Consider the following 23,364-nt stretch of genomic DNA (forward strand, 5'->3'; position numbering starts at 1 on the left):
ATGTAATGACTTAAGGAGGATTTATAATGAATAACGCATTAGGCATGGTAGAAACAAAAGGTTTAGTAGGCGCTATCGAAGCAGCCGATGCTATGGTAAAAGCAGCTAACGTAACATTGACAGGCTATGAAAAAATCGGTTCCGGTTTGGTAACTGTAATGGTTCGCGGTGATGTAGGTGCTGTTAAAGCCGCTGTTGACGCAGGTTGTGCTGCAGCCGCTAAAGTAGGCGAAGTGGTATCCACTCACGTTATTCCACGCCCTCATAGCGATGTAGAAAGCATTTTGGTTAAATAAGACCGGCTTATCGGAAGTAAGATACCTTAGAAACACTGATTACAGAATCTATTAGCAAAGGATAACTTATGATGGATAGAGATGCTTTAAAAGAGCTGATTCGCCATATTATCCAAGACGTACAGACGCCGGAAATCCCAATCGGGATTTCCAATCGTCACATTCATCTCCGTCAGGCCGATTATGATCGACTTTTCCCTCATGTGACATTGCAGTCCAAGAAGGTATTGAAACAGCCCGGTGAGTTTGCTGCCGAACAAATGGTGACGCTGGTGGGACCAAAAAATGAAATTACTAAAGTTCGTTTATTGGGACCGCTTCGCAAAGCATCGCAAGTGGAAATTTCACAAACCGATGCCCGTATGTTAGGAGTCAAACCTCCGATTGTGTTGTCCGGTCAGCTTGACAAAGCCGTACCGATTACGTTAAAAACGGAATTTGCCCAAGTTACTATCCCATGCTGCATCGTAGCTAAGCGTCATATTCATGTAAATGCCGACGATGCTACGAAACTGGGCGTAACCGATGGTGAAACCGTAAAGGTACGCGTGGTTACACCTGAACGAACAACGGTGTTCGAAGATGTGATTATTCGCGTTTCACCTAATTATGTAACGGAAATGCATCTTGATACGGATGAGGCGAATGCGGCGCAAGTAGGTAATGATACGGTGGCGAAAATAGTACGGTAGGAGGCAAATATGCGCAGTATTGAAGAAGTAAATCAACTATTGGCCGCCTTTAATCAATGCGTTGAGGAAGGGGCGACACGTACAATTTCAGAAAAGGAAGCCGATACTTTACGGGTCGGCGTGGATTTGGGAACATCGTCCATCGTCCTTGCCGTAGTTGATGCCGAAGGGGAACCGGTTTATGGTGCTTTTGAATACGCGCAGGCAGTAAGAGACGGCTTAGTAGTAGATTATGTCGGTGCGGTAACCATTACAAGACGCTTAAAAGCAAAGGCGGAAGCAGCTTTAGGATGCTCCTTGTCAAAAGCGGCAGCGGCTGTACCGCCGGGAACTATGGGCAAGAATAAAGACGTGGTCGGCCATGTACTGGAAGGTGCTGATTTTACGGTAACCGCCATATATGATGAACCGACGGCGGCAGCCTTGGTACTTGACTTGGTAAATGGTGCCGTAGTTGATGTTGGCGGCGGAACGACCGGGATTACCGTGATTAAACGGCGCAAGGTAAGTTATACCGCCGATGAACCGACCGGCGGCTCACATATGACGCTTGTGTTGAGCGGTAATTACGGGATTTCCCAAGCGGATGCGGAACTTCTCAAGCGAGATCATTCAAGAGAACGGGAAGTGTATCCGGTGATTCGCCCGGTGGTTGAAAAAATGGCTACTATTACAAATAAAGCCTTGGCGGACGGGGCCTATCGCAAGAATGGTCCGGTATACGTCGTAGGCGGTGCCACTAATTTTACGGATTTTGCCGATACCTTTGAGAAAGTCATCGGACGCGAGGTAATAAAGCCTCTATATCCGGAATTTGTAACCCCTTTAGGAATTGCCTTAGGCAGTATGTAAGGCCAATTTTACAGGGAATGAGGTAGTTATGGACGAAATTATTGCAGCAGTACTCAAACGCTTGCAGGCGCGAATGGATAGCCGAGGACAGGTGGATTTGGCTCACGACGGCAAGCTTGAGGAACGAACCTTGCTGCATCATCAAAGGGTAACGGTGACGGGCGTAACCCAAGCACAACTGGATGAACTGACAAAGCGAGCTGAAGGACCTTTGGTAGCCTGGCTTGATAAGGCAGTCGCCTACGGTTGTGATATGACGCTGGTTACCGCCATGTGTGCCAACGGGCAATGGGATCCGGCGATGATATTAAACTGGCCGGTTACCTTTACGGATAAACAAGGCCGCAGGGTATACAGTTTCAAAGAGCGCATCATTAGTGCGTCGGCGATTCGTACTTGCAACAATGGGTCCGTTATACTTATATTTCGTGGTCAGCGATTTACCGCTCTCGGGCTTGATGAGTTGCGTGACCGCCACCTTGTATGTATAGAAGGGACGAAGCGATATGCAGACTGGTAGAGTAATAGGCAGTATTGTATCAACGCAAAAGCATGAGTCCTTAGTGGGCTTGAAATTGATGATTATACAATACGTAGACGGCAATCAGGAACCGTTACCTTCGTATGAAGTGGCGGCCGACACGGTGAGTGCCGGGATTGGCGAATATGTATTGTTGACTCGCGGTTCTTCCGCCCGCCATGTGTTCGGCGACGGACAGGATATCAACAGCGCTGTTGATTGCGCTATCGTAGGTATTATAGACAGTTTTGATAAATAGGAGGCCGGCCATGGCTATTTACACAAAGACGGGCGATAAAGGCATGACGGGGCTATTCGATGGTACCCGCGTTGCTAAAAACTCGGAACGGGTCAACACCTATGGCACCCTTGATGAGTTGAATGCGCACTTAAGTGTGTGTGAAAAATTGGTGCGGTATCCGGAAACAAAACAGATTTTACATAATTTACAGGGCCTGTTATTTAGACTTTGCGCGGAAGTAGCGACGATGGACCAAGCTAAATTAACACAGCATAGCACGCTTATCAGCGAAGCGGATATTAAAGAGCTGGAATCAATCATCGATCGTTATACGCAATTGTTGCCACCGCTTACAAGTTTTATATATCAAGGCAATAACTTAGCAGCCGCAGAGCTTCATGTAGCCCGTACTGTTTGCCGACGGGCGGAACGAAAACTCAACGGCTTGCGGCAGGGCGAACCGGTAAGACCGACAGCGTTGGCGTTTGTCAACCGGTTATCTGACTGCATTTATACATTGGCACGTATGGAAGATTTCATTTTCTATGTTGACGAAGTAGCGTCAAAAGTTATGGCTAAATTGGATGGGGCTGCCGAATCGGTCCCGTCTGCAGAAGGCCATACAGAAAATGAAGCAGCCCCTGTGGATGAGGACCAACGCCTGCGCCGTATGGCCATGTGTTTACTCGAAGGGGCGACTGCCAAGAGCGAAGCTATGGGCGTACCGGTAGTTATCACCGTAGTGGATGTACACGGTAATCCGGTGCTCACGTATCGCATGGCGGATGCTTTACTGGTAAGTACCGATATTTCGGCCGGTAAAGCCTATACGGCTGTAGCACTTAAATGTAAGACCGAAGCTTTGAAAGAAATCACTCAGCCCGGGGCTGATTTATATCAAATTGAATCCATGGTATCCAGGCCTTTAGTTACGTTTGGCGGCGGTTTTCCGCTGACTCAAAGAGGTAAGCTCATAGGTGGCTTAGGTATTAGTGGGGGGACAGTCGCAGAAGATGTGGCTATCGGAGAATATGCAATGGATTATATGGAGGCAAAGTATGGAAAATAAACAAGAGTTGGAACGCATGATTCGCTCTATGGTTATGAATATTATGAATGGTACCGACACGGGAGCCGCAACGGTTTCGGAAGGTGCCTTACCTGATGAACCGGGCGTATTCAGTACTGTAAATGCTGCCGTAGCGGCTGCTAAACAGGCACAAATTAAATTTGAAGAATGCGCGTTGGCTACGCGTGGTAAAGCTATCGAAGCCATTCGTCAGAGTATGCGTCCGTTGGTTAATAAATTGGCTCAGATGACCTATGATGAAACCGGTATGGGTCGTGTGGCAGATAAGATTATTAAATTGAATCTTACTCTTGATAAAACACCGGGTGTGGAAGACTTGGTAACGGAATGTGAAACCGGCGATAACGGGATGACGCTATACGAATTATCCCCTTACGGCGTAATCGGTGCCGTAACACCTAGTACGAACCCGAGTGAAACACTTATTTGTAATGCTATCGGCATGTTGGCCGCCGGTAACGCTATTTTCTTCAGCGTACATCCCGGTGCCAAAAAACTGTCTCGTTGGCTCGTAAGTCAATTGAATCGTATCGTAGCCGATGCCATCGGTATTGATAACTTGATTGTTACTATCGCTGAACCTTCCATTGAAGCGGCTCAGGAAATGATGGTACATCCGGATGTTCCTTTATTGGTTGTAACCGGTGGCCCGGGCGTTGTACATCAAGCTTTGTGCAGCGGTAAAAAAGTAATCGGTGCCGGAGCCGGTAATCCGCCTGCATTCGTTGATGAAACGGCTAACATTCGTCAGGCTGCTCAGGATATCGTAATGGGTGCCAGCTTTGATAATAATATTCTCTGCATTGCTGAAAAAAGCGTGGTTGCTGTTCGTTTCATCGCCGACGAATTAATTGAAGAAATGAAAAAAGCCGGTGCGGTTCTTATAGAACGTGATGATCAAATCCAAAAATTATTGGACATCACCTTACAGAAAAACTGTACTCCTAGTCGTAAATATGTAGGTCGCAATGCTAACGTAATCTTGCGTGATGCCGGTATCGAAGTGGAAGGCGATCCTCGTCTTATCATCATGCGAACCGACAAACATCATCCGTTTGCCACAACCGAAATGTTAATGCCGATTTTGCCTGTAGTAACCGTGGAAAACTTCGAAGACGGCTTGGCAACCTGCTTATTCTTGGAAGCAGGTTTACATCATACCGCTACCATGCATTCCCTTAACTTGGAACGTCTTAACAAGATGGCTCGCGCTATGAAAACTTCGATTTTTGTTAAAAACGGCCCATCCTATGCAGGTCTCGGCTATAACGGTGAAGGCACTACAACCTTTACAATTGCCACGCCAACCGGTGAAGCTACCACTTCGGCTCGTCATTTTGCACGCCGCCGTCGTTGCTGCTTGACTACAGGCTTCCAAATTCGCTAGGAGGCTGTTATGAATCAATGGACATTTCCTACTAAAATCTTTGCCGGCCATGATTCCCTCTTACGATTAAAACAATTTCGGCAAGAGCGGATCTTGGTTGTGTGCGATCCGTTTTTAGAAGGTACGGAAAATTTAAATTATATTTTGAATGAGCTCCGCCCACAGAACGAGGTGAGCATTTATACGGACGTTGTCCCGGATCCGCCTATCAGCCATGTGGTTAAAGGGGTCGAAGCTATTCAGCAAATAAAACCTACGGCAGTGATTGCCATTGGTGGCGGTTCGGCCATTGATTTGACCAAAGCGGTATTGTATTTTGCCCGTCGCATGGGGTATGTGGGCGTACATTATTTCACCGTAATTCCTACCACCAGCGGAACCGGTTCGGAAGTAACGTCGTTTGCCGTTATTACCGATCCGTCTTCCCAAACGAAATATCCTATCTTGGATGAAAGTTTATTGCCGCAAGAAGCAATTTTAACGCCGCTTTTTGTTAAAACGGCACCACCTAAGGTGACGGCCTACAGCGGTATGGATGTATTGGTTCATGCCATTGAAGCACTGGTTTCGACCGGTGCCAATAATTTCACGGATGCATTGGCAGAAAAAGCTTTGGCCTTGGTATTTGAGTACCTGCCTAAGTGCTTTGCACCGGGTGCTACGGAAGATGATCGCATGGGGATGCATGAAGCATCCTGCATGGCGGGGCTCGCTTTTAACCAAGCCGGTCTTGGTATTACCCACGCTTTAGCTCATCAGTTGGGCGGTCAATTCCACATTCCGCATGGTCTCGCCAATGCGATGCTTATCGCCAGAGTCGTTATGTTTAACGCCTTCCATTGTGAAAAGGCGTATGAGAAATATGTACAACTTGCAAAGAAGCTCGGCTTTGCAGATAGAGGTACAGATAAGAGAGATGCTTTAGTCGCGTTAGTTAAAGCTATCTTACAACTTGCCAGAACCGTTGAATGCCCGCTCAATATCAGTGCGGCTGCTAAAATTTCGGCACAGGAGGCAAGACAGAAAGTTTCTATTATGGCGGATAAAGCATTGCAAGATATGACCTATCAGACAAATCCATATGCCGCCTCGAAGGACGATCTGGAAAATCTATTATTAATGATCATGTAAGGAGTAGCGTATGGATACACAGATCCTGATTAGTGAATTTGTCGGCACGGCAGTTTTAATGGCTTTTGGTAGTGGGGTTAACTCCTCGGTTTTATTAAAAAATACATTGGCTAAAGCATTTGCGCCAAACTGGATGAGCTTAATTTTTGGATGGGGCATGGCGGTAACCTTTGCCGTATATATCGGTTTGGCACTCGGTGGCCCGGCTCATTTAAATCCGGCTATCACGATTTCTCTCGCTGCCGGTGGTATTTTCCCGTGGGACCAGGTATTGCCTGTTGTTGTTGCTCAAATGGTGGGCGGTTTCGTTGGGTCTGCGATTACTATGATTCACTATTTCCCTCATTTCAAACAAACCGGACCGGATGAAGGCAATGTAGTCGGTATTTTTGCCACCGGACCGATGAGCGATAACCGTTTCATGAATTTATTATCCGAAGTAATTGCTACTTTTATGTTTATGTTGGCAATTCTTTGTCTCGGCAAAATGAGCGACGGTTTATTCCCGTTTATCGTAGGTATGTTAGTTGCCTCTATTGGTTTCTCCTTCGGTTCTACCACCGGTTTTGCGCTCAATCCTGCGCGCGATTTTGGCCCTCGCTTGGCCTATGCAATCTTACCGGTACCTAACCGCGGTGATGCCAATTGGGGTTATGCTTGGGTGCCTGTTATCGGACCTGTCATCGGTGCAACAATTGCTGTGTTATTCTTCTTGGCAGTTGCGCCTAAATAGAGGAATGAGTAATGTTAGGTAATTATCGTTCTTAAATGAGCGGAGGAGGCTCACAGGCGATGATTACCTAATAAATCATAGCCATTAAACAAAATAAATCAGGAGTCTGAAATATACAGTTAATTTGAAATGCTGTCAGAACACTACGGGATACAGGGGTGCAGGCATGAATTAAGAGACTGAACTATACGCAGAAAGGACAACATTATGGATTTTTTAGACGCTGTAGAAAATAAACAACGCATTATTCAGGAGTTTGTGCCCGGCAAGCAGGTTACGATTGCTCATATTATTGCCAATCCGAAACCTGAATTATTCCGTAAAATGGGCCTCGATGAAAAACAACGCGGTGCTATCGGTATTTTGACGATTACACCGGGCGAAGGTACGATTATTGCTGCCGATATTGCTTCGAAAGCAGCCGGCATTGAATTGGGCTTTGTGGACCGTTTTTCCGGAGCTTTACTGATTACCGGGGATATATCCGGTGTAGAATCAGCTTTAAAAGCGGTAATAGAAGGGCTGGATAAAATTTTAGGATTTTTCCCTACCAAAATTACTCGCACCTGATGAAGCAATTCGTCAGGTATTCATACTAGTGTCGGTTATTTTAATAGGTATTTGCAGGAAATCTGTAGTATAATAGATAAGGATTCAATGGTGCTGACAGCCTGCGGATTGTGAGGTGAGCGGATGGAACAGACGAATCAGGCGTTAAAAACGGTAATAATGGTAGGACGCACGGAAGTGGGGAAAACCACTTTAGCCAATACGTTGATGTACGGCAGTCCGGAAGCTCGTAAGACGCAATCAATAGGACGAATCGGGTCGATTATTGATACACCCGGTGAGTTTGTGGAAAATCCCATATACTATCGGGCAATTTTATTGAATGCCTATGATGCGGACATCGTATTGTTTTTGAATGAAGCCAATGAGAAGGAGAGTATTTTTCCGCCTAATTTTGCCGCTTCGTTTAACAGGGAAGTTATCGGGGTTATTACTAAGACGGACTTGGGGGGCGACGCGACTAGAGCTCGCAAAAATCTTCGCGAAGCCGGTGTCAGCCGAATTTTTGAAATATCGGTACATGATGCTGAATCCGTTAAGCAATTGCGTGATTATATTTCTCAGGAGCCGCAACCGTAGCTGTATACGGACTCCGGTATAAGACATTAGTAGTGAATATGATGGTGGTAAATTATGAATTTTAAGCAGAATTTAGCAAGTGTATTAGCTGGTGCCTATAAGCTGGATTATCGTTGGCTCCAGATTACAGATAATGAAATTTTTATTTACAAAGATGTAAAAGACGCGGCCGAAACACCGTTGGCTTTACATTTTGATCCTGCCTTTAACGAAGAGGTCATCGCTTTATGCGAGAAAACAGTAGGCTCCATTACCGAACCTATCTTGATTGATACGATTTTACAAGCTCATTGCGCGGCTGAAGCTCATGAAATTTATTACGATGAGAAGTTATATGCTGAAAAAGCGGTGGCCATTCGCCATAAACCGAATGAATTAACGGCTATTTTAGAAACAGGGGAACGCTATTTGTTGACATTAAACGGCGTTGTTAAAACGAATCCCGGTGATTGGGTAATTCGTGGTGTTAACGGTGAAGAATATCCTTGTGATCCTGAAATCTTTAAAATGTTATATGATGTAATGGATGAATCCAAAAAATAAGATATTGAGTAGGATTCTTAACATTGAATGTTCAAGCATCGGTCTTGTGGCCGGTGCTTTTTTGTATCCGAGAATGTAGGGCCTTTATGTTTTTTTGAATTTGTGTTTATATAAAAAGAGGCTGAGTCGGGTGACTCAGCCTCTTTTTCAAAGTAGACAATAAGATATGCAATCTTAATATTTAGGTTGTTTAAGTTAAGTTTTGAATGCCTGATTATAATCTTATAATTTTACTGTTTCGCCATCTTCAGGAATGGTTACTTGATCTTGTAAGCCCATGCCGTCAACGTATTTTTTCATAGTTTTGCGGTCAACAGCAGTGTGGTTAACCGTATCCATGTGGACCGTTAAGATCTTAGCTTTGGGTGTTAAAGCGGCCGCTTTACCTACATCTTCGGTACCCATGATGATGCTGTCTTCGAAGCCGAGTAATTTAGCATAACCGGTGTTCATTATGAGCACGTCAGGATTGAATTTGCTGATGGATTTGGTAATGTCCGGAGTCTAAACGGTGTCGCCCATAATGTAAACAGTTTTTTCGTTAGGCATGGAGAATACTACGCCCATAGTTTCGCCCAAGAGATCTGCTGCGGCCTTGTTTTGGTACATAGCGTCAGTACCGTGAGTTGCGTTGCGGTGAGACAAAGTTACGCCTTCTAAAGTAGTTGTATCAGCCAATACGCGTACATCTTTGAAGCCCTGTTTTTGAATCAATGCCTGGTCGGATGCGTTTTGAACGAAGATAGGGGTATCTTTGTTGATGCTTTTAGCAGCAGCTTCATCCCAGTGATCCAAATGTGTATGCGTTACTACAACGGCATCTGCACCTTTCAAAATTTCATCAACGGATTTCGGAAGGTCAACGAGCGGTAAAGTTTGTTTGCTGTTGAAAGTACCTTCAAAGCCCGGATACGTGTTTTTAGCAGCGAAGAACGGCCCAAGCAGGTGGCGGCCCTTACTAAAGAATTGAAGGTTTCGGAAGCGGTAGCTGACGCTATTTTTCTGTTTTGCGTGCATGGACTATATGCTATAAATCAAAAGTATAACTGGCAACGTACCGAAGAGTGGCTTCAGGCGCAGCAAGCCTTGTTCCAGTTTATACAATCGGGTATGCAGGGCGTGGCGCAAAATCATGATTAATTTGTTGTAAATGACACTTTTACGTAGTTTAATCATAATGTTAATATCATAGCAGGTTTAACCGGTAAGCGAGTCGGTTGAATCTGCTATTTTTTTAATTGCATATATAGTAACGGATACGGATTGCCCTGCTCATCAAGTTCAGTTCGTTTATAAACACTAAATCCCATGTGTTCGTAAAAGCCCTTAGCCTTCGGATTTTGCTCATTAACGGCGACATGGTTAATTCCATAGGTTCTGATACCGTATTGAATCAATTGCTTGCCAAGACCATGGCCGTTCATGTCCGGTGCGATAAACAGCATTTCTAATGTTTGCTCGGCAATACCCATGAAGGCGATAGTCTGTTGCGTATCATCTTCGGCTACGATTAAGTGGGGAATACCGGTTAAAGCTTCGGGTACATAGTTTTTGATTGTTAAGATTTCCTCGCCGGACAGAAAGAGGTGGGTAGCTCGAACTGAAGCTTCCCAAACAGTTAATAGTCGTTTTATGAGATCTTCCGGACGTTCTGTGACTTCATAAATTTTCATAGTAAACTCCCTTTATATAAATATTATGTTTAATGGTTTTTCTATTGTGTAAAAGTATTATTAAGATTATATCATATACTCCAATAATAGGATGTTAGGGGAGAATGCACATCGGAATCTGCCATAATAGAATAAATGCAAAAAAATACTGAAATATGAAGTTAATAATTAAAAAGCCCATAATACGATATTTTGCACATCGTATTATGGGCTTTAACTTATTTATTATTATTTGTGCGGATGATGTACCAATACTTTGTCTGTATCGATTTCGTGCATTTTGTGGAAATATTCTTGCGCATATTCCAAATCTTCCGGCGTATTGATGTCGATGAAAATATCGGCTTCTAAAGTGTTTTCCTTCAACGGTAATTGTAACAGAGGCACTGCTTTGTAGAAGGAATGAAGCAATTTTTCGCCGGCTGCAATTTTTTCTTTCATAATCGGCAATAACTGGCGATTATAAATAGCGTGTAAGCAAATATCCTTGCCGTTAAGCATTGGCACAACAACTTGAGCCACCCCTTGGCTTTGAACCATACGATCCAAAACTACGAGGGATAAGAACGGCATATCAACGCCGATAACAAAGAGGTTTTCCGCATCGGTAGCTTCAAATGCTGTAGCCACGGCACCTAAGGTATTGTGACCCGGATATTTATCTTCAACAACTGTGGCGTCGTGTAACGGTTCGAATTTATCGAACAGGGTCTTATTATCGGTTACAATAATAGGGTCCTTTTCGAAAGAGAAAGCTAACATAGTGTAAATTGTTTCAATCAATGTTTGATCGCCGAATTTGGCGAATACTTTGTTATAACCCATGCGAGAGCTGTTGTGACCCGCTAAGATAACCGGTTGTAATGCTGCTAAATTTTCATACATAATAACGACCCCCTTTAATTATGTGTCTCTGTATATTAATCATATCATAATTGCATAATTGAAATAAAGAAAAATCATGTTGATTTAAAATTCTATAGTATTAATTTTGCATAATTGGACTTGATTTAACGGGGTATATGATAATAGGGCATACTCGAAAAATGAAGTTGAAAATCACTTCTAATTAGCTAAAAATTGAATATAGACGCCAACATTAAGTTACTTAATATTGGCGTCTATATAAATTTAACGGGAAATAAATCAGTAATAATTAACGATTTATCAGCTTTCGGAGTTTTTAAAACGAAGAATGAAGGTAGTACCTTCACCCGGTTCACTCTTGACAGCTACAGAACCACTGTGAATTTCCATAATATGTTTTACGAGGGCAAGACCGAGTCCGCTGCCTTCACGCTTGCTGTTACGGCTCGGATCGGCCTGATAGAAACGTTCAAAGATACGAGCTTGTTTGTCTTTAGGAATACCGATGCCTTCGTCGGTTACGCTGACTACGGTAAAGCCTTCTTTAGGACAAATATTAACGGTAATGTGATTATCCGAGTTTTGGCTGAATTTAATAGCATTGTCAAAGAGATTGATGAATACTTCTTCAATCAATTTAGGCGAGAGAAATAAGGTCGGGCTTTCGCCGGTCATGGCCAAAGTGATATTGCGACCCTGCCTTTTAGTAGCTAATTGCTGCCAAGCTGAATTGATAACGGATCGGATTGAGGTTTTTTCAAAAAGAACTTCAGATCCTTCGTCTTCAATGCGGGAGAGTTTCAAAATAGTATCGATAAGTTCCTGCATATGGAGAGCTGCCGTGTGAATGTGGCCGCCGAGAACGGTTGCTTCATCTTTGTTCGGATACATTCCTTTGGCAAGAATTTCCGCATAACCGCTGATGGTAGTAAGCGGTGTTTTTAATTCATGTGATACATTAGAGGTAAACTCATGACGTCGCTGTTGTTCTAAATAGCTCTGCGTAATATCGGAGATAATAACAAGCAAACGGCCTTTGTAACGATCGTCTTCCGTGATGTGGAACACGATATGAAAATGCTGATTATCCTGGTGCAATAGATATTCGCCGCCTTGATGCTTGCGCATGGCATTGATTACCTGTTTACGCCATTCTACGTCGTCAGAGAGCAATAACAGCGATTCACCGTGTAATTCACTTTTAGCATTCAAAAATTCTTTTAAGTGTTCATTATATGTAATGATTGTGCCGTCTAATTCGGCCAATAAGAGCCCTTCGTCCATTTCTTCCATAATAGACCGGAGGGTATTTTTTTCGGCCTGTAAACGCAAAATCATGGCTTCCAGTTCATTTTTTTGAAAAGAAAGCCTGGATAAAAGCGGTGTGATTTCATTATAGGCCTCGTCTATAACCGGTTTGGTGTCTCCGTGAGAGGTCCACGCTTTTACGATCTCTTCAATCGGATAGATGGCATCGGCAGTCCACCGACGGGCTAAGAGATAACAACCGCCGGACATAGCCGCAAAGAGCAAGAAGAGGCCAGGTGCCGCATCTAAGATGACCTTGTAAACGGTGGAACCGTTACGTGATACGCGCAGAATGGTATTATCCGGCAGACGTATGGCTTCATAATAGCTTATGGCATGGATTGTAGATGAGTCACGAATATCACTGCCTTCGCCGTGGAGAACGGCTTGTGCTATTTCCGGTCTTTGCAGGTGATTATCCATCGTGTCGGCATCATGTACGGAGTCAAATAAAACTTTGCCTTCGTAGGAAATCCAAGTAATACGTAACGTATTATTGGTAGATTGGGCAATGGCTTCTAATCGGTCCGGTGTTAATGTACCCGTAGACGCAATAATTCGGCCTTCCGTATAGAGTACGGTGCGAAAATCATGTTTCCAGTTATTGTAGAACAAGTAACTGAGGATAACGGTGCTGACTACGAGACTCAGCATGCCCAAACCGAACAGGGCACGGAAAAACTTTTGTCTCATATGGTGGCCTCCCAACGATATCCGATGCCGCGAACAGTCTTAAGATGGCGGCCTGCATGGCCTAAATGCTGTCTTAAGGTAACTACATGCATGTCAACGGTACGGGACTCGCCTTCGTAGGAGAAGCCCCAAACAACTTCCATAATACGTTCACGGGAGAGGGCAATGCCCGTATTTTCCATGAAGTAGAGCAAAAGTTCATATTCTTTGAGCGTCAAGGCGATAGGTTGACCGTCAAGGGTGACGATGCGACTGTCTTTGTCGAGTATCAGATCATCACAAGTAAGTACGGATTTCTTAGGTGGTGTTGTCGGACGAGTACGTCGCAATAGAGCCTTAATACGGGAAACAAGTTCAACGACGCCGAATGGCTTGGTAATATAGTCATCGGCACCGCCGTCCAGGCCTTGCACGACATCAATTTCGGAGGTTTTAGCGGTAATCATGATAATAGGCAAATCTTGGGTCGTTGGTTTTTCACGAAGCTTATTGAGGATTGATAAACCGTCTTCACCTTCCAGCATGATGTCGAGCAAGACAAGTTGAGGCCGGCGTTCTTCCAGGGCGGCCCAGAAGGGACCGCTTGACTCGAAGGTGCCGACCTCAAAGCCCTGCCCGTTTAACACATAGGAGATAAGTCCGCGAATGCTGTCTTCATCTTCTACACAATAAATTAAAGGGTGGGTTTGTTTCATAGCTATCTCCTTATTCTGATAGAAAAAAAGGAACGAACTGCATTGAGTTCGTTCCGGGGAGTTTCCTGTTATCAACCGAAGCGACCGTTAATGTAGTCAGCCGTTTTTGGCTGTGTTGGTTCGGTAAATATAGTCTTTGTTTTATTATATTCTACCAAATCTCCCATTAAGAAGAAAGCGGTTTTATCAGAAATACGAGCAGCTTGTTGCATATTGTGAGTAACAATAACAATTGTGTAGTCTTCTTTTAACTCTAACGCTAATTCTTCGATTTTAGCAGTGGAGATAGGATCGAGCGCACTGGTAGGTTCGTCCATGAGGATTACGTCAGGGCGAGTTGCCAAGGTACGGGCGATGCAAAGACGCTGCTGTTGACCACCGGATAAGCTGATGGCACTTTTGTGTAAGCGGTCTTTAACTTCGTTCCATAAGGAAGCTTGAGTCAAGCTTTTTTCAACGATTTCGTCGAGTTCGCTTGCTTTGGTGATGCCTTGTAAACGCGGGCCAAAGGCTACGTTGTCATAAAGGCTCTGTGGGAATGGGTTAGGCTGCTGGAAAACCATGCCTACGCGGTGACGAAGAACGATAGGTTCCATGTCGGCGTAAATATCTTCACCTTCAAGAAGGATTTTACCTTTAACGGTAACGTCACCTTCGAGGTCGTTCATGCGGTTTAAGATACGTAAGAAGGTAGATTTACCGCAACCGGAAGGTCCGATTAATGCAGTAATTTCATTCTTCTTAATGTTCATGTTGATATTTTTTAAGGCATGGAAGGTGCCATAGTAGAAGTCGAGGTTTTCTACTGTAAAAGCGTTGCCTACCGCTTGATCGGCTACAGCTTTAGCACCGGCATTTACCAACACTTGCTGATTTGGCATTGCTACTTCAGAAATTTCCATTATTTGTTGTCTCCTAGGTTTTTACGATTAAGGTGACGGCTCAAGGCACGAGCACCGATACTGAATGTGAAAACGAGGGCTAAAAGTACGAGGGCACTTAAGTTGGCCATGGCACTTGCATTTGGATCTAAGGATTCACTGCGGGACGCCCAAATTTGAAGAGATAATGTTTCACCGGAACGGAATGGGTTGAATGCATTGGTAGGGGACGTAATGTCCGTGCTGGACCAGTTGATGTCAGTACTCATACCGGCAGTAAACATAAGGGCAGCGGCTTCACCGAATACACGGCCGGCTGCCAAGATAATGCCTGTAATAATAGCCGGGAATGCGGCCGGAATTAATACGCGGCTGATGGTTTGCCATTTGGTAGCTCCTAAACCGTAACTACCTTTAGCATAGGATGCCGGTAAGGCGCGTAAAGCGTCTTCGGTAATTGTGGCGATAAGCGGTAAGGTTAAGATAGATACCGTTAACGCACCGGCGAATAAGTTCCACTGGGAGTTGGTCATGATGATGAACACCAAATAACCGAACAAGCCGAGAACGATGGATGGTAAAGAAGATAAGGTTTCAATGGAGATACGCATAATCTTTTGAGCTTTACCTTTAGTTGCATATTCCGCCATGTAGATACCGGCACCGATGCCGAGCGGAATACTGATAAGTAATGCTAAGAATACGAGATAAATCGTATTAAAGAATTGGTTACCGATACCGGTAGGAGAGAATGCTAAGAGTTCCGGTTTGAAATCGCTCAAGGCACTCCATGCGATTTGGCCTACAAAGCCAATTAACAATAACAAGGTTGCCCCTGCCAGGATATGCAGACCCAGTGTAACCAAACGGTCGGTAGATAAAGCCCGTCGACGAGGGGCCGGAATGGCTTTACTTGCTTTCACTTAGGTTGCCTCCTTTAGATGTTATGTAGCGAATAAGTAAAATGAATACTAAGGAAATTACGAATAAGAATAACGCCATGGTCCATAAGGCCATATTGTATTCACTGCCTTCCATTGTACCGCCCATATCCGCTGCAATCGCACTGGTTAAGTTAACGGTAGGATCCAATAAGGATTTAGGGAAGGCTTTCATTTTACCGATTACCATAGCTACGGCCAAGGCTTCACCGAAGGCACGAGCCAAACCTAGTACAACGCCGGCTAAGATGCCGTGTTTTGCTACCGGTAAAACGATTTTGTAAATTACTTCCCAGCGGGTAGCACCCAAGCCGTAAGCACCTTGACGGTATGTTTTTGGCACACTGTTGATGGCGTTCATGGTTACGGATGTAATCGTTGGGAAAATCATGATTGCAAGTACGATGGAAGCTGCCAATACGGAGAAACCGCTGTTAGCAGTAGTGTACTTTTGAAGGAAAGGTACCAAGATGGTAAGACCTAGCCAACCATAGATGATTGAAGGAATTCCTACAAAAATTTCAATCACCGGTTGCCAGAAACGACGTCCGACGCTAGGTGTAATTTCTGCCATGTAGATGGCTAACGCAATACTTACAGGCGTTGCCATTAACAAGGCGAGAGCACAGGTAATAAGAGAGCCGACAATATAAATGCCGGCTCCAACGTGACCGCCGCCGGCAAGAGTGTCGGCGGGCTGCCACTGGGTTGAGAATAGGAATTCTGAAAGACTGTGCCCGTAGATAGTGAATGTACCGGTACCACGATAGAGGAGGAAGATCCCAATCGCTGCTGTAATAATCAGTAGGAAGAGACCTGCGCCTCTGATAACGTTACGCCATATTCTATCGGCGCGTAAAGTGCTTTCAATGTTCATCTATTATTACCCCTGTTTATTGTTTAACTTTGGATGCTACACCGTAGCCTTGAGCTTCCAATTTTTTACCATATTCATCAGACATGATGAAGTTTAAGTATGCTTTCTGAAGAGCATCAGGCTGACCTTTAGTGTACATGTGTTCGAAGCCCCATACTTTGTAAGTTCCGTTGTAGCTGTTTTCGAGGGTAGGAGCCACACCGTCGATGGAGATAGCAGTTACGCTGGAATTATTCAACAAGTAAGGAAGAGCCACATAACCGATAGCGCCAGGAGTGTTGGCGATACTCTGAATTAATGCACCGGAGTCATCAGTTTCTAAAGATTTGTTGGATGCTTCCTGGTTTTTGTCAAGAGCGAATTCAGAGAAGAGAGCACGTGTACCGGAAGTAGTAGGACGAGTTACCAATACTACGTTCTGGTCAGGACCGCCAACTTCTTTCCAGTTAGTGATTTTGCCGGTGAAGATGTCGATCAATTGTTGTTTTGTTAAGTTTGGAACAGCTTTAGCAACATCTTTGTTAGCTACAGTTGCTACAGTTACGATTGCTACTTTGTGGTCAACGAGTTCAGCTGCTTTTTCTTTGGATAATTTAGTTTCAGCAGGAACGTCGGAGTTACCAATGTTAACTGTGCCATCGGAAACTTGTTTCAAGCCGGTACCGGAACCGCCACCGTTTAATACGATGGATACATCAGGGTTTTTCTTTTTGAATTCAGCCGCAGCATCTTTTGCCAATGGAAGTAAAGCGGAAGAACCGGAAGAAGTGATGGTTCCTTTTAAAGCTTGAGAATTAGCAGGGGCAGAGCTGTCGTTGCCACAACCAAGTAAACCGAGAGTTAACATGCTTGCTACTGCCATTGCTGTAAATGCCTTACGTTTGAAGTTCATGATTCAATTGCCTCCTAGTAGAAATGGACGTATTTACCAATTTAGTTTGTATACACAGTATAACCAAGCTGTGTAAAGTTTTTTATGTCCCTCTGTAAAAGTTTTGTAAAATTAATAATTAATGAGAATAACTTCGATTTACTTTGTCGTTAGGGGTTACTCATAGGATCATATAAATAGTTTTTTATTGTATAAGAAATTTGGATTGTTTATGTATGTTTTATTTGTGAAGTGATTGTCTACTATGGACGGAACTCATGAAAACTTTGAATTTAAATGACGTTTTTGGGCGGTGAACAGAGATAATTTCAATGTGTTAATACTGACGGTAATCTTAATTGTTTTTGATCTTAAATCAAAAAATACCAATCAATTAAGAATAAAGGAGGCGTGAAAAAATATTTTGTAGTTTTGAATTGCATAAATGTTAAATAGTGCTATAATTTATTTAAATTATATTCTATAGAAATAAAAGGGGTTAGTGATAGGGCTATAGCGTATAGGAATGAAAAAAGCGAAGGTATTTGGAAAGGAGCGATTATAATGCGCGTGGATATGAACAGTGATTTGGGAGAAAGTTTCGGTGCGTATACCTTAGGTATGGATGAGGCTGTATTATCTCATGTAACCAGTGCCAATGTGGCTTGTGGGTGGCATGCGGGTGATCCGCTGATTATGGCTAAAACAGTGGCTCTTTGTAAAGCCAAGGGTGTAGCGGTAGGTGCTCATCCGGGATATCCCGATTTAATGGGGTTCGGTCGTCGTAAAATGACGGTTACGCCGGCTGAAGCTAAAGCGTATATGCTCTACCAGGTGGGGGCTTTGCAGGCATTTTGTAAAGAGGCAGGTGTACCGTTACAACATGTTAAATTACACGGTGCTTTTTACAATACGGCCTGTGTAGATCCTAAATTGGCTACAGCTGTTTTGGACGGTATTGAAGCTTTGGGCGACGGCATTGCCATTATGGCTCTCAGCGGCAGCGTTATGGTTCAATTGGCGAAAGAACGAAATATTCCGGTTATTCAGGAAGTATTTGCCGATCGCGGCTATACGGCTAAAGGTACATTGGTACCACGCAGTGAACCGGGGGCTTTTGTCAAAGATCTGCAAGAAGCACTGGCACGTATTTTACAAATGGTTAAAGAAGGTACCGTGGTAGCCAATACGGGCGAAACAATTCCGATTGTTGCTGATTCCATCTGCGTGCACGGTGATAATCCCGAAGCGGTATCATTTACCAAAGAACTTCGCGAAGGTCTCGAAAAAGCCGGTTTAACCGTGGCTAATTTTATCGGTTGATTGAATAATTTATGATTTCATGACATGGTATTTAAGGGAGGGTTTCTATGAAGCGAGTTGATGATAATAAAAAAAGCTTATCCGTTTTAATCGGGGCCGCCTTTTTGATGGCTACATCCGCTATCGGTCCCGGTTTTATGACGCAGACCGCAGCGTTTACAGATCAGTTTAGGGCGGACTTCGCTTTTGTTATTTTGGCATCTGTTATTTTATCGTATATTGCCCAGCTTAACGTGTGGACGATTATTGCGGTTTCTAAATTGCGCGGTCAGGATATTGCAAACCGCGTGTTGCCGGGGCTCGGTTATTTTGTAGCCTTCCTTGTAGTGTTAGGCGGTTTGGCCTTTAATATCGGTAATATAGGCGGGGCGGCTCTCGGCATCAATGTAATGTTTGGATTGGATACGAATGTAGCGGCCGTGTTATCGGCAGTTTTGGGCGTTATCGTGTTTGTCTCTCATAAGGCAACCAAGGCAATGGATGCAGTGACGCAATACTTGGGGATTTTAATGCTCTTATTAATCGGTTATGTCACCATTGCATCGGCACCGCCGGTAGGTACGGCGTTAAAACACAGTGTATTGCCGTTAAAATATGAATGGCTCGCTACAATTACGCTCTTGGGCGGTACCGTTGGCGGTTACATTACCTTCTCCGGCGGGCATCGTTTGATTGATGCCGGTATCGTGGGCGAAGAAAATTTATCGTAAGTACGTCGTTCTGCTACCCTCGGTATGGGTGTGACTACCTTGGTGCGCGTACTGTTCTTCTTAGCTGTGTTGGGTGTTGTTATGCAGGGTTACACGTTGGATGCAAGCAATCCGGCTGCGGCCGCATTTTGCTTTGTCGCCGGTGATGAGGGTTACCGCATTTTCGGTTTGGTATTCTTCTGCGCCGCTATTACTTCGGTAGTGGGTGCCGCCTATACATCGGTATCATTTTTAAAAACACTGTTCAAACCGATCGGACAATATGAAAATCTTTGGATTATCGGCTTCATTATTGCATCGGCTATCATTCTGGTGCTCATCGGCAAACCGGCTATGCTTCTCATTGTGGTAGGTTCTTTAAACGGTCTTATTTTACCGGTAACGTTGGCGGTTATGCTCATTGCGGCTAAACGCAAAGATATTATCGGTGAATACAAGCATTCGCCAATCTTATTATGGAGCGGCTGGGCCGTAGTTATTATTGCAGCCTACATCGGTTTTATTTTCTTGCAGGGCATTTTAAAACTGATTTAATAAGATTTTTAAAAGAAACTTAAGTCACAGTGATTAGGAGGTGGCCATTTTGACACCCGGACAGGCAACTTTGCACTTTGCGCCCGTTGGTGATAAAGCAGTAACGGCGGTATTTGGAGATACTATCGATCCGGCGATTAATCGGCGCATTCGGCATACGGTGCAGGCATTACAATCTGAAGTGGGGCAAACCATTGAAGAAATGGTGCCGACTTACAGTTCTATACTTGTAATATATGATCCGCTTCAAAAATCATATGCGGATATTTGTGAAATGATTACTCAAGCGGCTGAAGATGTGGGACATACGACGGAAGCCGGTACGGTACGCGTGGTAGAAATTCCAACCGTTTATGGTGGCGAGTATGGCATGGATATGGAATTCGTAGCCGAACATGCGGGCCTTACGGCGGATGAAGTTATACAGATTCACAGCGGTACCGACTATTTGGTATATATGTTGGGATTTATTCCGGGCTTTACGTATCTCGGCGGGATGGATGAACGAATTGCCACACCGCGTCTTACGACACCGCGTACCTTGATTCCGGCCGGATCCGTTGGTATCGCCGGTGCTCAGACCGGCATGTATCCTTCGGACTCGCCGGGCGGCTGGCAAATTATCGGCCGGACGCCGGTGCGGTTATATGATGGCAACAGTGCTAAACCTACTTTATTAGAGGCCGGCGATTATGTTCGTTATGTGCCGGTTTCTGAAGATGAATTTTTACGTATTAAAAATAATTTGGCGAGTTATGAAGTGAAGTCGTTTTATTGCAAGGAGAGTGAGCTCCATGGACGTTAATACATTGAATAAAAACGGGGCTACTCACGCCTTTCATTTAATCGGTGAGCCTCATGGCGACGTATCGCCGATTGCTTTTTGGCAAATTGAGCAACCGGGGTTTTTTTACCACTATTCAAGACGGCGGTCGGGCCGGCTGTCAGCAATATGGTATGCCTGTAGCCGGTGCGATGGATCTTGAAAGTTATGAATTGGGACAGCGTTTGGTAGGCAATCCGCAAAATCTTGGCGCTTTGGAATGTACCGTTATGGGACCGACCTTTACGGTCAAAGAGCCTTGTGTAGTCGCCTTTACGGGGGCTTTGATGGCTCCGGCCGTCAATGATGTGCCGGTGGCTATGAATGAGGCTGTTCGTTTGCAGTCGGGGGATGTAGTTTCAAGCAGTTTCAGTATGAGTGGTGTGCGCATGTACATCGCCGTGCGTGGCGGTTTTGATGTGCCTGTTATAAATGGCAGTGTGGCAACGCATGTAAAATCAAAATTAGGCGGTTACGGCGGTGAACGATTGCAAAAAGGCCATGTTTTGGTGTTGGGGGATGAACGAGTTCGTGCCTGCGGGCTAAACCGTGCGGTAATTCCGGGGTATACTGTGCCGGCCGGCTATGAAACGCCGATGGCGCGACGGACTAAACAGTCGATTCGACTCGTGTTGGGGCCACAGGCTGACCGCTTTACTGCAGACAGTTATAATATCTTGACGAGTGCTCCTTATGAAATTACGGCCTCATCCGACAGAATGGGCTATCGCCTGGCGGGGGCAAAGTTAGATCATGTGAACGGGGCCGATATTATTTCCGATGGGGCCGTGTTCGGTTCTATTCAAGTGCCGGCGGACGGCCAGCCGATTATTCTTATGGCAGATCGACAAACAACGGGCGGTTATACTAAGATTGCTACCGTTATAACCCCTGATTTACCGATTTTGGCACAAATGGGGCCGGGTGAAATGATTCAATTTGAAATTATCTCGGTGGAAGCGGCACAGGCTGTTTATAAAGAATATTGTGCTGTGTTACGCTAACCGCAAGTTACGTATTTTTAGAAGCTCTTTTATACCAGGTTATAAATGTCCGGAGTCAAATATTTCAGATCCTTGATTTATATGACTTCGGGCGTTTTTGTGTTCTGTCATGTGCGGGTGTATAATATTGGGTAGATTTTATAGAATTTTAGCGTATAATAAAACGTAACTATAGTTTATTATATTTTTTACAGTTAAGGTGTATGTAATATTATGTCTTATGCGGGAACCAAGCTATCGGTTATCGCTTAGGAGGAATTTAACTTATGAGACCGACCCATATAGAAATCGATACGGCCATAATTCGTGAAAATTTACGTCGTATCAAAGACAGTTTACCGGAATGGAGCACCAGTACGGCGGTAATTAAAGCTAATGGCTATGGTCATGGCAGTGTCATGGTAGGCCGTATTGCCGTGGAAGAAGGGTATGAATCGCTGGCGGTAGCGTTCCCGGAAGAAGCTTTACCGTTACGTGCAGCCGGTATCATGGTACCGATTTATCTCCTGGGGATTACTTTGCCGCAGTCCTTTGATTTGATTGTGGAAGGAAATTCGCGCCCGGCTATATGTGAGTCGACCGATTTGGCGGCTTTGGAGGCTTGTGCCGCTCGTCACGAGACGATTATTGAATGTTGTATCGCCGTTGATACAGGCATGCACCGTATCGGGATTCATCCGGATAGAGCACTCGATTTCATGCAACAAGTGGAATCCTATCCGCATTTGCACGTAGACGGTTTCTTTTCGCATATGGCCAGCGCTGATGCGGCCGATAAAACCAGCGCTCATCAACAAACGGCCATGTTCCGTAATATGGTGGAAATGATTCGCGCTCATCGATCCGAACCATTCCGCTTTTCTTTGGCTAACAGTGCCGGCTTATTGTCGGTTAAGGACAGTTTATTTACAGATGCACGCCCGGGCATTATTCAATACGGTATCATGCCTTCTTTGGAAGTGCCGAATCGTTTAGGCTTGCGTCCGGCTCTCAGCATGTACAGCAAAGTCGTTCATGTCCAACATTTAAAAGCCGGTGAACGCATCGGTTACGGCGGCACTTATACAACTGACCGTTTGACTACGGTGGCGACCGTACCGGTTGGTTATGCCGATGGCTATCCGCGCAGCTTGTCGAATCGCGGCAGTGTGCTCATTCACGGTCGCCGTTGTCCTATTGTAGGCCGTGTTTGTATGGACCAATTAATGGTGGCTATGCCGGAAGGGGTACCGGTTCATCCCGGTGATGAAGTAGTTTTAATCGGTACACAAGGTGATGAAAGTATTACCGTGCTTGAACTTGCTACCTTGGTAGGGACTATCCCGTATGAAATTTTCTGCGATTTCTCGGAACGTGTTCCGCGTATTTATATTTAACTGTGAAAAGCTTGGCTGAAACGGCGACCGAGATAGCTGAAGAACAGGTAGTCGATGCTGAAGCTTTTGTGTGACAGATAATAAAAAGTATGTAAAACAAAAAGCCCGTCTTGATGTTAATTTGATCAAGGCGGGCTTTTTTATAAGTAATTTT

The 23,364-nt window shown here is 44.6% G+C and carries 28 protein-coding genes; 18 read left to right on the forward strand and 10 right to left on the reverse strand.

Annotation, left to right across the window (positions count from 1 at the left end; all coding sequences use genetic code 11):
- Positions 1–26 precede the first annotated feature (26 nt).
- The 12 genes from pduA (at position 27) to EO126_RS10780 (ending at position 8,634) form a co-directional block, all read left to right on the forward strand.
- Positions 27–296, forward strand: a complete 270-nt coding sequence (gene pduA / locus EO126_RS00785) for a propanediol utilization microcompartment protein PduA (RefSeq protein WP_006555510.1) — start codon at positions 27–29, stop codon at positions 294–296.
- A 68-nt stretch (positions 297–364) separates the two neighbouring features.
- Positions 365–988, forward strand: coding sequence for a phosphate propanoyltransferase (gene pduL, locus EO126_RS00790; protein WP_006555511.1), 624 nt, complete (start codon positions 365–367; stop codon positions 986–988).
- Between the two features lie 9 nt (positions 989–997).
- A complete protein-coding gene (gene eutJ / locus EO126_RS00795; RefSeq protein ID WP_127007013.1) occupies positions 998–1,840 on the forward strand; it encodes an ethanolamine utilization protein EutJ in 843 nt (280 codons plus the stop codon).
- A gap of 28 nt (positions 1,841–1,868) precedes the next feature.
- Positions 1,869–2,360, forward strand: coding sequence for a PduM family microcompartment protein (gene pduM, locus EO126_RS00800; RefSeq protein WP_006555513.1), 492 nt, complete (start codon positions 1,869–1,871; stop codon positions 2,358–2,360).
- Entirely contained in the window at positions 2,347–2,619 is a 273-nt protein-coding gene (locus EO126_RS00805; RefSeq protein ID WP_006555514.1) for a EutN/CcmL family microcompartment protein, read from the forward strand. The genes pduM and EO126_RS00805 overlap by 14 nt, the downstream gene beginning before the upstream one ends.
- A 10-nt stretch (positions 2,620–2,629) precedes the next feature.
- Positions 2,630–3,670 (forward strand): cob(I)yrinic acid a,c-diamide adenosyltransferase, encoded by a 1,041-nt coding sequence (locus tag EO126_RS00810; protein ID WP_127007015.1) that lies wholly within the window; start codon positions 2,630–2,632, stop codon positions 3,668–3,670.
- A complete protein-coding gene (locus tag EO126_RS00815) occupies positions 3,660–5,078 on the forward strand; it encodes an aldehyde dehydrogenase family protein (RefSeq protein ID WP_127007017.1) in 1,419 nt (472 codons plus the stop codon). The genes EO126_RS00810 and EO126_RS00815 overlap by 11 nt, the downstream gene beginning before the upstream one ends.
- 9 nt (positions 5,079–5,087) lie before the next feature.
- Positions 5,088–6,209 carry a 1-propanol dehydrogenase PduQ gene (locus EO126_RS00820; protein WP_006555517.1) on the forward strand — a complete coding sequence of 374 codons (1,122 nt, stop codon included), beginning with the start codon at positions 5,088–5,090 and terminating at the stop codon, positions 6,207–6,209.
- 10 nt (positions 6,210–6,219) lie between these two features.
- Positions 6,220–6,942, forward strand: a complete 723-nt coding sequence (locus EO126_RS00825; protein WP_127007019.1) for an MIP/aquaporin family protein — start codon at positions 6,220–6,222, stop codon at positions 6,940–6,942.
- Positions 6,943–7,149: 207 nt separating this feature from the next.
- Entirely contained in the window at positions 7,150–7,512 is a 363-nt protein-coding gene (eutS, locus tag EO126_RS00830) for an ethanolamine utilization microcompartment protein EutS (protein WP_006555519.1), read from the forward strand.
- Between the two features lie 123 nt (positions 7,513–7,635).
- Positions 7,636–8,091, forward strand: coding sequence for a EutP/PduV family microcompartment system protein (locus EO126_RS00835; protein ID WP_006555520.1), 456 nt, complete (start codon positions 7,636–7,638; stop codon positions 8,089–8,091).
- A 54-nt stretch (positions 8,092–8,145) separates the two neighbouring features.
- Complete coding sequence (locus EO126_RS10780; protein WP_006555521.1) at positions 8,146–8,634, forward strand: hypothetical protein; 489 nt, start codon at positions 8,146–8,148, stop codon at positions 8,632–8,634.
- Positions 8,635–8,856: 222 nt separating this feature from the next.
- Here EO126_RS10780 and EO126_RS00845 read toward each other — a convergent pair whose 3' ends face one another.
- The 10 genes from EO126_RS00845 to EO126_RS00890 form a co-directional block, all read right to left on the reverse strand.
- Positions 8,857–9,087, reverse strand: a complete 231-nt coding sequence (locus tag EO126_RS00845) for a hypothetical protein (protein ID WP_127007021.1) — start codon at positions 9,085–9,087, stop codon at positions 8,857–8,859.
- 51 nt (positions 9,088–9,138) lie between these two features.
- Positions 9,139–9,651 carry an MBL fold metallo-hydrolase gene (locus EO126_RS00850; protein ID WP_127007023.1) on the reverse strand — a complete coding sequence of 171 codons (513 nt, stop codon included), beginning with the start codon at positions 9,649–9,651 and terminating at the stop codon, positions 9,139–9,141.
- A 209-nt stretch (positions 9,652–9,860) separates the two neighbouring features.
- Positions 9,861–10,307 (reverse strand): GNAT family N-acetyltransferase, encoded by a 447-nt coding sequence (locus EO126_RS00855; RefSeq protein WP_127007025.1) that lies wholly within the window; start codon positions 10,305–10,307, stop codon positions 9,861–9,863.
- Between the two features lie 228 nt (positions 10,308–10,535).
- Positions 10,536–11,192: a molybdenum cofactor guanylyltransferase gene (gene mobA, locus EO126_RS00860; RefSeq protein ID WP_127007027.1), complete on the reverse strand. Its 657-nt coding sequence runs from the start codon at positions 11,190–11,192 to the stop codon at positions 10,536–10,538.
- 282 nt (positions 11,193–11,474) lie between these two features.
- On the reverse strand, positions 11,475–13,175 hold the full coding sequence (locus EO126_RS00865; RefSeq protein ID WP_006555525.1) for a sensor histidine kinase: 1,701 nt from the start codon (positions 13,173–13,175) through the stop codon (positions 11,475–11,477).
- Positions 13,172–13,870, reverse strand: a complete 699-nt coding sequence (locus EO126_RS00870) for a response regulator (RefSeq protein ID WP_006555526.1) — start codon at positions 13,868–13,870, stop codon at positions 13,172–13,174. Before EO126_RS00870 ends, EO126_RS00865 begins: the two co-directional genes overlap by 4 nt.
- 71 nt (positions 13,871–13,941) lie before the next feature.
- Positions 13,942–14,772 (reverse strand): phosphate ABC transporter ATP-binding protein PstB, encoded by an 831-nt coding sequence (gene pstB / locus EO126_RS00875; protein WP_006555527.1) that lies wholly within the window; start codon positions 14,770–14,772, stop codon positions 13,942–13,944.
- Entirely contained in the window at positions 14,772–15,674 is a 903-nt protein-coding gene (gene pstA, locus EO126_RS00880) for a phosphate ABC transporter permease PstA (protein ID WP_006555528.1), read from the reverse strand. Before pstA ends, pstB begins: the two co-directional genes overlap by 1 nt.
- On the reverse strand, positions 15,661–16,569 hold the full coding sequence (pstC, locus tag EO126_RS00885) for a phosphate ABC transporter permease subunit PstC (protein ID WP_006555529.1): 909 nt from the start codon (positions 16,567–16,569) through the stop codon (positions 15,661–15,663). The genes pstA and pstC overlap by 14 nt, the downstream gene beginning before the upstream one ends.
- A gap of 16 nt (positions 16,570–16,585) precedes the next feature.
- On the reverse strand, positions 16,586–17,461 hold the full coding sequence (locus tag EO126_RS00890; protein ID WP_127007029.1) for a phosphate ABC transporter substrate-binding protein: 876 nt from the start codon (positions 17,459–17,461) through the stop codon (positions 16,586–16,588).
- A gap of 543 nt (positions 17,462–18,004) precedes the next feature.
- Between EO126_RS00890 and EO126_RS00895 the strand changes: the two genes are divergently transcribed.
- From EO126_RS00895 to alr, 6 genes are all read left to right on the forward strand, one after another.
- The gene (locus tag EO126_RS00895; RefSeq protein ID WP_006555531.1) at positions 18,005–18,763 is read left to right on the forward strand and encodes a LamB/YcsF family protein; all 759 of its coding nucleotides are present in this window, start codon (positions 18,005–18,007) and stop codon (positions 18,761–18,763) included.
- Between the two features lie 47 nt (positions 18,764–18,810).
- Positions 18,811–19,473 (forward strand): NRAMP family divalent metal transporter, encoded by a 663-nt coding sequence (locus EO126_RS10880; protein ID WP_225723615.1) that lies wholly within the window; start codon positions 18,811–18,813, stop codon positions 19,471–19,473.
- A gap of 39 nt (positions 19,474–19,512) precedes the next feature.
- Positions 19,513–20,007, forward strand: coding sequence for a divalent metal cation transporter (locus tag EO126_RS10885; RefSeq protein ID WP_231160785.1), 495 nt, complete (start codon positions 19,513–19,515; stop codon positions 20,005–20,007).
- 49 nt (positions 20,008–20,056) lie between these two features.
- Entirely contained in the window at positions 20,057–20,812 is a 756-nt protein-coding gene (gene pxpB / locus EO126_RS00905; protein WP_006555535.1) for a 5-oxoprolinase subunit PxpB, read from the forward strand.
- 53 nt (positions 20,813–20,865) lie between these two features.
- Entirely contained in the window at positions 20,866–21,834 is a 969-nt protein-coding gene (locus EO126_RS00910) for a 5-oxoprolinase subunit C family protein (RefSeq protein ID WP_127007033.1), read from the forward strand.
- Between the two features lie 266 nt (positions 21,835–22,100).
- Positions 22,101–23,210 carry an alanine racemase gene (gene alr, locus EO126_RS00915; protein ID WP_006555537.1) on the forward strand — a complete coding sequence of 370 codons (1,110 nt, stop codon included), beginning with the start codon at positions 22,101–22,103 and terminating at the stop codon, positions 23,208–23,210.
- Positions 23,211–23,364: the final 154 nt, after the last annotated feature.

This window comes from Veillonella seminalis, from assembly GCF_003992065.1.
Taxonomy (GTDB): Bacteria; Bacillota; Negativicutes; order Veillonellales; family Veillonellaceae; genus Veillonella_A; species Veillonella_A seminalis.

What these genes read in the sequence shown, in the direction of transcription:
- EO126_RS00850 (WP_127007023.1), bottom strand. Translation starts at nt 9,651, where the DNA reads ATGCACGCAAAACAGAAAAATAGCGTCAGCTACCGCTTCCGAAACCTT.
- eutS (WP_006555519.1), top strand. Translation starts at nt 7,150, where the DNA reads ATGGATTTTTTAGACGCTGTAGAAAATAAACAACGCATTATTCAGGAG.
- pduM (WP_006555513.1), top strand. Translation starts at nt 1,869, where the DNA reads ATGGACGAAATTATTGCAGCAGTACTCAAACGCTTGCAGGCGCGAATG.
- EO126_RS00870 (WP_006555526.1), bottom strand. Translation starts at nt 13,870, where the DNA reads ATGAAACAAACCCACCCTTTAATTTATTGTGTAGAAGATGAAGACAGC.
- EO126_RS00845 (WP_127007021.1), bottom strand. Translation starts at nt 9,087, where the DNA reads ATGAACACCGGTTATGCTAAATTACTCGGCTTCGAAGACAGCATCATC.
- EO126_RS00895 (WP_006555531.1), top strand. Translation starts at nt 18,005, where the DNA reads ATGCGCGTGGATATGAACAGTGATTTGGGAGAAAGTTTCGGTGCGTAT.
- EO126_RS00910 (WP_127007033.1), top strand. Translation starts at nt 20,866, where the DNA reads ATGGCGACGTATCGCCGATTGCTTTTTGGCAAATTGAGCAACCGGGGT.
- pstB (WP_006555527.1), bottom strand. Translation starts at nt 14,772, where the DNA reads ATGGAAATTTCTGAAGTAGCAATGCCAAATCAGCAAGTGTTGGTAAAT.
- EO126_RS00810 (WP_127007015.1), top strand. Translation starts at nt 2,630, where the DNA reads ATGGCTATTTACACAAAGACGGGCGATAAAGGCATGACGGGGCTATTC.
- EO126_RS00825 (WP_127007019.1), top strand. Translation starts at nt 6,220, where the DNA reads ATGGATACACAGATCCTGATTAGTGAATTTGTCGGCACGGCAGTTTTA.
- EO126_RS00820 (WP_006555517.1), top strand. Translation starts at nt 5,088, where the DNA reads ATGAATCAATGGACATTTCCTACTAAAATCTTTGCCGGCCATGATTCC.
- EO126_RS10780 (WP_006555521.1), top strand. Translation starts at nt 8,146, where the DNA reads ATGAATTTTAAGCAGAATTTAGCAAGTGTATTAGCTGGTGCCTATAAG.
- pstC (WP_006555529.1), bottom strand. Translation starts at nt 16,569, where the DNA reads ATGAACATTGAAAGCACTTTACGCGCCGATAGAATATGGCGTAACGTT.
- EO126_RS00805 (WP_006555514.1), top strand. Translation starts at nt 2,347, where the DNA reads ATGCAGACTGGTAGAGTAATAGGCAGTATTGTATCAACGCAAAAGCAT.
- EO126_RS00855 (WP_127007025.1), bottom strand. Translation starts at nt 10,307, where the DNA reads ATGAAAATTTATGAAGTCACAGAACGTCCGGAAGATCTCATAAAACGA.
- EO126_RS00835 (WP_006555520.1), top strand. Translation starts at nt 7,636, where the DNA reads ATGGAACAGACGAATCAGGCGTTAAAAACGGTAATAATGGTAGGACGC.
- EO126_RS00890 (WP_127007029.1), bottom strand. Translation starts at nt 17,461, where the DNA reads ATGAACTTCAAACGTAAGGCATTTACAGCAATGGCAGTAGCAAGCATG.
- EO126_RS00865 (WP_006555525.1), bottom strand. Translation starts at nt 13,175, where the DNA reads ATGAGACAAAAGTTTTTCCGTGCCCTGTTCGGTTTGGGCATGCTGAGT.
- pduL (WP_006555511.1), top strand. Translation starts at nt 365, where the DNA reads ATGATGGATAGAGATGCTTTAAAAGAGCTGATTCGCCATATTATCCAA.
- pduA (WP_006555510.1), top strand. Translation starts at nt 27, where the DNA reads ATGAATAACGCATTAGGCATGGTAGAAACAAAAGGTTTAGTAGGCGCT.
- mobA (WP_127007027.1), bottom strand. Translation starts at nt 11,192, where the DNA reads ATGTATGAAAATTTAGCAGCATTACAACCGGTTATCTTAGCGGGTCAC.
- EO126_RS00815 (WP_127007017.1), top strand. Translation starts at nt 3,660, where the DNA reads ATGGAAAATAAACAAGAGTTGGAACGCATGATTCGCTCTATGGTTATG.
- EO126_RS10880 (WP_225723615.1), top strand. Translation starts at nt 18,811, where the DNA reads ATGAAGCGAGTTGATGATAATAAAAAAAGCTTATCCGTTTTAATCGGG.
- eutJ (WP_127007013.1), top strand. Translation starts at nt 998, where the DNA reads ATGCGCAGTATTGAAGAAGTAAATCAACTATTGGCCGCCTTTAATCAA.
- alr (WP_006555537.1), top strand. Translation starts at nt 22,101, where the DNA reads ATGAGACCGACCCATATAGAAATCGATACGGCCATAATTCGTGAAAAT.